The 8,160-nt window shown below is 51.5% G+C and carries 7 protein-coding genes and 1 pseudogene; all 8 read right to left on the bottom strand.

Features of this window, described 5'->3' with window-relative positions; all coding sequences use genetic code 11:
* Window positions 1-225 precede the first annotated feature (225 nt).
* Window positions 226-1,185, bottom strand: a complete 960-nt coding sequence (locus AC27HQ_RS16755) for a tetratricopeptide repeat protein (protein ID WP_487157344.1) — start codon at window positions 1,183-1,185, stop codon at window positions 226-228.
* A gap of 72 nt (window positions 1,186-1,257) precedes the next feature.
* Window positions 1,258-2,283: a tetratricopeptide repeat protein gene (locus AC27HQ_RS16750; RefSeq protein WP_487157343.1), complete on the bottom strand. Its 1,026-nt coding sequence runs from the start codon at window positions 2,281-2,283 to the stop codon at window positions 1,258-1,260.
* A 6-nt stretch (window positions 2,284-2,289) separates the two neighbouring features.
* Window positions 2,290-3,285 carry a tetratricopeptide repeat protein gene (locus tag AC27HQ_RS16745; RefSeq protein WP_487157342.1) on the bottom strand — a complete coding sequence of 332 codons (996 nt, stop codon included), beginning with the start codon at window positions 3,283-3,285 and terminating at the stop codon, window positions 2,290-2,292.
* A gap of 29 nt (window positions 3,286-3,314) precedes the next feature.
* A complete protein-coding gene (locus AC27HQ_RS16740; protein WP_487157341.1) occupies window positions 3,315-4,640 on the bottom strand; it encodes a hypothetical protein in 1,326 nt (441 codons plus the stop codon).
* A 110-nt stretch (window positions 4,641-4,750) separates the two neighbouring features.
* Complete coding sequence (locus AC27HQ_RS16735; protein ID WP_487157340.1) at window positions 4,751-6,538, bottom strand: phospholipase effector Tle1 domain-containing protein; 1,788 nt, start codon at window positions 6,536-6,538, stop codon at window positions 4,751-4,753.
* Window positions 6,525-7,013: a DUF3304 domain-containing protein gene (locus AC27HQ_RS16730; protein ID WP_487157339.1), complete on the bottom strand. Its 489-nt coding sequence runs from the start codon at window positions 7,011-7,013 to the stop codon at window positions 6,525-6,527. The genes AC27HQ_RS16735 and AC27HQ_RS16730 overlap by 14 nt, the downstream gene beginning before the upstream one ends.
* Window positions 7,010-7,813 (bottom strand): DUF4123 domain-containing protein, encoded by an 804-nt coding sequence (locus AC27HQ_RS16725; protein ID WP_487157338.1) that lies wholly within the window; start codon window positions 7,811-7,813, stop codon window positions 7,010-7,012. The genes AC27HQ_RS16730 and AC27HQ_RS16725 overlap by 4 nt, the downstream gene beginning before the upstream one ends.
* A gap of 1 nt (window position 7,814) precedes the next feature.
* A pseudogene (locus AC27HQ_RS16720) lies at window positions 7,815-8,160 on the bottom strand (type VI secretion system tip protein VgrG); the annotation flags it as partial.

Below are 8,160 nucleotides of genomic sequence, written 5' to 3'. Positions count from 1 at the left end.
AAACTGCGCTACAGGGTCGCCAGCTTCTGCGGCAGTCTGAAGAAATGGTGTAGCGGAAATTGCCTTATATTGGTTATACAGGGCTATCCCGCGTTCCTTGGCAGCTTGCTGCTCGGGAGGCAACTCTCCAGCATGCCCGACAGTCGCCCACACCAGCAGGCAAACCACCAGCCATAGAGATCTTCTACTCCACTTACACTTCCTCGCAGTGCAAAACATCAGGCGTCAGTTATCCAGCGGGTCGAGTATGTGCGGAAAAAAGGACAGCGGCGGGTGGCTGGCTTTCCACTCTGCGGCAAACCTCTGAGCTTGTTCGATTTGCTCAGGTGTTATCTCTGATTCTTCTGCTATTCGGGCCAATTCCCATTCAACTACAGGCTTATTTAGACTTCCCCCTCCGTCCAGTTCCAGAAGAAGCGAAATAAGACCGTAACCTTTGATCAAATCCTCTTCCTTTTTTTGCTCCTTATAGCTGTTAATAAAAATCATCGCGTAATTAAAGAGACCGCTAACATGACCTGCTTGAGCCGCCTGCCTTAACCAGTAGCGCTGTCCGTCAGCATCGCCTCTGTCTGACAAGATACCGGCATAACGTTGCATGCCAGGTGGGTATCCGTTCTCAGCAGAAGCTTTGAACCACTTTTCCACTTCTTGTTTGCGGCTACCGGGCCACCAATAAAACCCAAAACCCTCCTTCGTGAAGACGGCATGCAAATACTGAGCCTCTGCATGGCCTGCTTCAGCTGCCCTTGTTCGCCATTCGGGGTTCCCGGTTATTTTGTACAACTGATAAAGGGCTTCTGGATCACCTCTTTCGCCCAGAGGCAGCGTCACGTCATAGGCTTGTTGTAGCCACTCTTTTGCCGTTTTGCTTCCTGCCGGACACAGACTAACCACAGCACAGAGATTGCCGCCACTGCGTACCAAACGGATCATGGCCCAGACATAACCCTGATTAGCCGAAGCCTCCAGCCATTGCTGTGACTCGGGGGTTATAAAACGATTGCTTCGGCGCAAAGCTTCGCCAAGATAAAACTGCGCTACAGGGTCGCCAGCTTCTGCGGCAGCCTCCAGAAAGGGTATGGCAGACGACGCCTTGTATTGGTTGTACATGGCGATACCACGTTCCTTGGCAACCTGTTGCTCCGACGACAACTCTCCAGCATGCCCGACAGTCGCCCACATCAGCAGGCAAACCATCAGCCATAGAGATGTTCTACTCCACTTGCAGTTCCCCACAGTGCAAAACATCAGGTTTCAGTAATCCATCGCATCAATTATGTGCGGAAAAAAGGACGGTGCCGGATAATTGGCTTTCCATTGATCTGTGAACGCCTGGACTTGCTCGACCTGCTCGGGTGTAATTTGTGTTTGCTCTGCAATCTCCATCAAACGCCTTTCTGCAAAATCTTTATCAGGGCTGCCGCCACCATCCAGTTCCAGGAGTAAAGAAATCAGGCCATAACCTTTAATCAGGTCTTTTTCACTCGGCTCCTCTTTATAGCGTTCAATAAATATCCATGCGTAATTAAAAATACTGCTGGCATGCCCCTTTTCGGCTGCTTTTCTTAACCAATATTGATGACCTTCTAGGTCACCACGCTTAAAAAGGATTTCTGCATAACGTTGCATACCTAAAGGGTATCCGCCTTCCGCAGACGCCTTGTACCACTTTTCCACAGCCTCCTGACGACTACCCGGCCACCAGTAAGTACCAAACCCCTCCGTTATGAATAGAGCATGCCAGTATTGAGCCTCGGCATGCCCTGCCTCGGCTGCTCTGGTTCGCCACTGGGTGTCTCCGGTGGCCTTGTACATCTGGAACATGGCTTCAGGGTCACCCTGCTCGGCTAGTGGCAGGATAAGGTCGTACACTTGCCTAAACCATTGTCTGGGCGTTTTACTGCCCTGAGGGCAATTATCGGCCACAGCACACAAGTTGGCACCGCTACGAGACAGACGAATCATGGCATAGTTATGCCCCTGATTAGCCGCAGCCTCTAGCCATTGCTGTGCTTCTGTTGTCATAAAGCGATTGTTCCGACGTAATGCCTCACCCAGAAAAAACTGTGCTTCTGGATCACCCGCTTCTGCCGCAGTCTGAAGAAAGGGTGTGGCGGATATGGCCTTATACTGGTTATACAAGGCTATCCCGCGATCCTTGGCAGCTTGTTGTTCAGCTGTTAGCTCAACTGCATTGACTGCAGATGCCCATATCAGCAGGCAAAGCATCATCCAGAAAGATGTTTTACTCCACTTACACTTCCCCACAGTGCAAAACATCAGGTTTCAGTAATCCATCGCATCAATTATGTGCGGGAAAAAGGACGGAGCCGGATGATTGGCCTTCCATTGATCTGTGAACGCTTGGGCTTGCTCTATTTGGTCGGGTGTTATTTGTGTTTCTTCTGCAATCTGAGCCAGCTTCCATTCAGCAGCATCTTTATTAGGGCTTCCACCACCATCCAACTCCAAAAGTAACGAGATCAATCCATAGGCTTTGATCAGGTCATCTTCATTACCCTGTTCTTTATAAAGATCAAAATAGATTGAACCATAACTATAAATACTGCTGGCATGACCCGTCCTTGCCGCCTTTTCTATCCAATAGCGGTAATCTGCGAGTTCATTTTTATCAAGAAGGACACCGGCATACTGCTCCATACCAACCGGATAGCCGCCTTCAGCAGACGCCTTGTACCACTTTTCCACCGCCTCCTGACGACTACCTGGCCACCAGTAGGAACCAAACCCCTCAGAAATGAATAGAGCATGCCAGTACTGAGCCTCGGAATGGCCCGCCTCTGCTGCTCTGGTTCGCCACTGGGTGTCGCCGGTGGCCTTGTACATCTGGAACATGGCTTCCGGGTCACCTTGCTCGGCTAATGGCAGGAGAAGGTCGTACACTTGCCTGAACCATTGCCTGGGCGTTTTACTACCCTGAGGGCAATTATCGGCTACAGCGCAAAGGTTGGCACCGCTACGTGACAGACGAATCATGGCATAGGTATGTCCCTGATTAGCGGCTGCCTCCAACCATTTCTGGGATTCAGGGGTTATAAACCGGCTGAGCTGCCTCAATTCTTCACCGAGATAAAACTGGGCCTCAGCATCACCTGCCTCTGCTGCAATACGCAGCTCCGGGCCAGACACGCGGTACTGATTGAAAATCGCAATGCCTCTATCTTTGGCTGCCTGCTGTTCTGCTGTTAGCTCAACTGCATTGACTGCAGATGCCCATATCACTAGACAAGCGACAACTAAGGTAATGGCTTTATTCCACATTCGTTTTGTTCTCCATGGTATTGCCATGATTACAATGCCCTAAACCCTTCATCCCAGAACCTCTCGCGATTCAGCAATCTCTCCGCTGGGCGTTGGTATCCGTATAATGCGTCATACACACTAGCCAATTGCTGAACATGTTTTATATATTCTTCACGCATAAAATTATTTTTCACGTCACCGGACATAACTGGTGTAGCCATAAAAGCATCCAGCTTGCGCCTATTCTGTCGATAAACTTGCGTTGAATTAAGTTCATCTACACCGAATTGATTCATACGCAAACATGCTTGTCCGAACTGATGCCTTGCGTTTTCCATCCCATCTGGCGATTTTTTTGCCTCCGCAACAATCCAACGCAATATTTGCTCAATGGCTTCTTGCTGAAATAGGTTACACATTAGTCTGGAAATAGATTGACCTGTCTGTACTCCGTTAGCCATTCGCTCTTCTTGGGACCTGGCCGATGTAGCACTGTCTGCGTGAAATTCAGGCGTAAACTCTCTGGGCGTTGAAGTCAGCCTCAACAGCATCGGACCCAGCGCTGCGGGGGTTGCCTCGACAAACCATTCGGCCAACTCGCTCTGCTTTTCATAAGTCTTGATAGACAGTGCCAAAGGCCCAGCACGTCCCGGTCTTGTCAGCGCCTCGTAAAGCGACATGACGGTATCTATCCTCATCAGGCTCAACATACTGACGCTGAGACCAGCACTTGCAAGTATGTTCAGGTGATTGAAGTAAGTAACCACCTCGACGTCTACCCAGACAAGGGGTATGCCATGATTCCGGTTTAGCTCGCGTCGGTAGATTTGCAATAGCTCGACAATACCCTGGTAACTGAGGGCAAAGCTGTATTCGCCATTTACGCCCAACCCCGCAACGGCTGACGCCTTAAAAACAAGGATTAATCGACCGTTCTGCATCGATAGTTTGGCATTGGCTTTCGCGCCAACCCCGGCAGCCACACCTACGCCACCGGTAAGCTCACCCATAGTCATCCATTGATTGGCATCACTGGTTTCCAGTGAGCCAACGCCCTGGCCCGGGATAGCGTGGACGGCTGCGAGTCCGGTCGGCGGTGCCCAGTTAAGAGCACCAGTGAGCTCAATACCCGCCTGCACTCCGGCAAACAAATTAAAACTGGCTTGAGCACCCTCACGGATCTCCAGCTCGGCTGCTCTCCCGCTGACTAAAGGAGCACTGAGATGCGTACTGCTGTGTGTTCCCCGCTTCGCTTTTTCGTCGGTTTTCAACTCTGGCTTACCCCACAAGGTTCCATTGGGAGCCAGTTCTATCTTTGCAGCGAGCAACAATGACGCGCCAGCATAGCCCCAGGCGCGGGCGGCCAAAAACATCGAGTAGCATCCAAGATATCTCGGAGATAGCCGATAAACAGAGCGCATCCGAGATGACTCTCCATAATGTAGCTACGTTCTAGCTTCTGTTTTAAGCGAAAGAAAAAGGTCTATCCTTCTGCCTCGTTTAGAGCTGGCAATTCTCCTCCAGGCAAGTCAAACCCCCTAATCGCAAAGAAGTTTTCGCCTGCCATTGATCGAGCGCTGCGTTGAGCTGCTGAAAGCACTTGTTGGTCATGGACAAAGAAGGCGAACAACTCTGTAACTTCCGGGATCATTGGCTGTGGGTTGTCCCACTCATAAAGCAAAGCACGCCATACTTCGAGGTTTTGTCTCGTCCCAGCACTTTGAGGCCCAATCCCTCTCAATCGGCTTTTGATGCTCTTGGCTTCACTATCCACATCTTCTAGCCAAGACAACTCGTCGCGTAACTGGCGTTGCCGCTGGCGAATCTCATCGAGTTTCGATATACGCGCTCGTCGCTCTTCAGCCGTTTCACTCGTAAAACCAAAAATGCCTGAGCCGAATCTATTGTTATTCGTATATTGGCTTTGGTGTGCTGCATCTTCCTGGGAAGCCAAGTCACTCATTTCGGCATTGTAGGCTTGCCAGACGTGGGCCAGCCAACGCATGTAACAGCGCATATGGATGAGAAAAGCATCCGAGCTAGGCAACTGGTTGCCAACCCAACGCTGATAGTGCCTCACCAGCGCAAGGGCGCTACGCTGGCTGGGTGACTTGTCGTTGAAAACATACAGTTCTGCTGTCTTCACGTCTTGCTCACCCAGGTTTTCTATGGAGATTAAAGCTGCGCCAGCAGCAAAAGCAGCCCGATGCATCCTATGCAAACTAACCAATGCCAGCTCATTGCTGGGTTTTTGCTCGCCCGGAGCAATCCCGCCGCCAATATCCTCACTGACACCTGGCATTAGCTCTTCATGCCAGCTACGACGACGCTCGCCCAGTAAGCGAGTACGGCGATAAAAACGACGTTCATGCGCTGCCACTAAATGCAGCGCCGCCTTGACCTGGGGATGAACCAGGCCTCCATCATCAACGCCTGCCGTGGTGGGAAGAATAAATTCCAGTGGAGGTATCTCGACTATCGAGCGGTCCACTGCATCAAAAAGGCCAGCAAAGACGATCTCCAACCGGGCGTTACGATAGTAATAATGTGAGTCACGTTGCTGGCACAGCTCCATCAACTCATGGATAAACGCTCTGGCCAACGTGGCGCCGAAATCGAAACCAAACACCGACACCTTAATAGTACGCAGCGGTATCTGCCCGAAATCATTCAGGGCGGTTATCTCCCGATTCAGCCGTGTCCGCGCACCCTCCAGGCGCACATCCACGCCGCTCTTGACCAAGTGCGCCGCCCATCGAGAGTCCCGAATGGGCTCCACTACTTCCGCCGCAGTATTGATCAGCATGTCCTTGAAAACTTTCAAACCGTTCTGTGGCTTGTCTCTCAGTTTTCCTAGGTCACGCTTGAGACGCTGCCACCAATCGCGGCCACTCAACTGATCCTTAGCTACGTCAAAGGCCTCTTCGGCAATAACATCCGTAGGAATATCCATTGCATCCGACTGCGCTCGGTTGAACGCACCGCTGGCTTGTACGCCAATTGAGTCATCATAATCGGCACCAAGGCCACTCAGATAGGCGGATCTGTAGCAGTCAAGCTCGGAGTCTTGCTCGGTGTCCATGTGGGCTAAAAATAAGCGCCCAATATTACTTAACCGGTTTTCTCGCAGATCTTCTTCCAAGTTGCGGGCAAAACCATCGAAGAAAAAACCAATATGTAATGTTCTGCCGCAAATCGGCGTAACCGTTGCTGGAACTCGGCAGCGCGCAGAGATAGCCTGCGCCTGGGTTAACAGATCACGGGTTGTCATTGGTCTTCCTTGGATAGCGTTGAAGTAGCTCTTCAGTGAGCGGACTGGTGGCACTGCGATTCCAGGCTAAACGAACCTGGTTCCCCGGCAGAAAATGCACATGCAAGGTGTCATCGGCGCGCTCCCGGGGTGGATTGGGAACGTCCAGTTCGTGTCGTTCCTCTTCAATTCCTTGCTCTGCTTGGGTTCGAGTCCTGCTAAGAATCCACACTACCTTCAAGCTATCACCACTGATACGCCAGCAGCAGGTTGTCTTTCCACCACCGTAGGCGAACGCGTTTCCGCCCCAATTTTCATTTACCCAATAACTGAAGATCGGCCGATCTGTGTGGTTATGAACGTATAACGCAGCACCACCAGGGCGTTGGTACTGCCAGAACACAAAACTGGCAATCAGCGTCAGATAAAACATCACAATCAGAATCCAGCGCACCGGAGTCGGCAGGCTGCGCCAACGTTGGCGAATAATCGTCATAACAGTTCGTCGTCCATATTGAGTTCAAGTGCCTCACTCAGAGCCAGGCCATTTTCAATCACACTCTTTAAAACGTGCGGCCATTGCGCAGTCTCATCCAGGGGCGTTCGTTCCATCAAGGTCAGTGTTGCAAACAACAACTGATCGTCCGGATGCTTAAGACCAGACTGCCGAGCCCGATCCAGCGCCTGGTTGACTTGATCAAGGCGGACTCCGTGGCAGTCCGAGGCAAAAACATGAGATGCGCACTTTTCAAGCTCTTCCAGCAGCGCAAGTGCTTGAGGATCAACAGCCAGACGGTGCAGCAAAGCTGCATCCAGCGTGACTGGTTGGTAGTTGGGTAATGCTTTGAGTCTGCCTCCCTGATAGGGTTTTAACTCTCCTTCACTCTCAACCCACCAGTCATTTATCGGACCAAAAAGGCAGGCATGCCAATCAAGGTCGCTTCGTTCATGTAACGCTGGCATGACTGAAGGCGAATAACTTCTTAGCAGCACAGTCTGCTCGTTAGGAAGCTGTGCTAGCAGCGCATAGCCAAGATGCATGCATAGTTCATCTGACCGCAAATAACTCGATAGGCAGCCGAGAACTGCACTTTTGCCAAGCGCGCTTTGTAACTCTGCCAATTGGGCCTTTGCGTCTTTTTCTAAACAGACCAACCAAGGGCCGTCATGCTGCAAATGCAAAAAAGCCTCATGCTGCATGATCGGTTGACGAGATAATGTTGAGCTTGACCAGTAATCCATTACGGCTTGGGTCAGACTCGGGTGCTCAACTATCGCGTAGTGATTTTCCGTCATGTCAGTCCCCTGTCAGCATCGGCTGATTCTGCTCAAGCGCCTTACGCCAACACTCCAAGCAGATATTTTGAGGTGCTGGCAATAGTGTTGGAGCCATAAGCAGATTGCCCGGCTGCCCTATTTCCGCATCCAACACCTCCCCCGGCAACACAGGCGCAGCACCACTGCCCCGCCCCGGCGAGCCACCCGCATTCAGCCTGATCGACGGGCCTACCAGGGTGACCCCGCTGGGGTCGATCTTGATAAAGCTGCCGCCGGCTTTGAGGGTGATTTCGCTGCCGGCTTCGATGACCATTCTCTGTCCAGCCTTGAGGTGGATTTCGCGGCTGGCCTGGGTCAGTTGGGCA

This window comes from Halopseudomonas sp. 4NH20-0008, assembly GCF_057548395.1.
The sequence above is the reverse complement of the archived record's forward strand: the minus strand, read 5'-3'. Positions and strand labels throughout refer to the sequence as shown.

Bases quoted from the DNA above. Each gene is read 5' to 3' on its own strand.
- AC27HQ_RS16755 (WP_487157344.1), bottom strand. From the start codon at position 1,185: ATGTGGGCGACTGTCGGGCATGCTGGAGAGTTGTCGTCGGAGCAACAG.
- AC27HQ_RS16750 (WP_487157343.1), bottom strand. From the start codon at position 2,283: ATGTTTTGCACTGTGGGGAAGTGTAAGTGGAGTAAAACATCTTTCTGG.
- AC27HQ_RS16745 (WP_487157342.1), bottom strand. From the start codon at position 3,285: ATGTGGAATAAAGCCATTACCTTAGTTGTCGCTTGTCTAGTGATATGG.
- AC27HQ_RS16740 (WP_487157341.1), bottom strand. From the start codon at position 4,640: ATGTTTTTGGCCGCCCGCGCCTGGGGCTATGCTGGCGCGTCATTGTTG.
- AC27HQ_RS16735 (WP_487157340.1), bottom strand. From the start codon at position 6,538: ATGACAACCCGTGATCTGTTAACCCAGGCGCAGGCTATCTCTGCGCGC.
- AC27HQ_RS16730 (WP_487157339.1), bottom strand. From the start codon at position 7,013: ATGACGATTATTCGCCAACGTTGGCGCAGCCTGCCGACTCCGGTGCGC.
- AC27HQ_RS16725 (WP_487157338.1), bottom strand. From the start codon at position 7,813: ATGACGGAAAATCACTACGCGATAGTTGAGCACCCGAGTCTGACCCAA.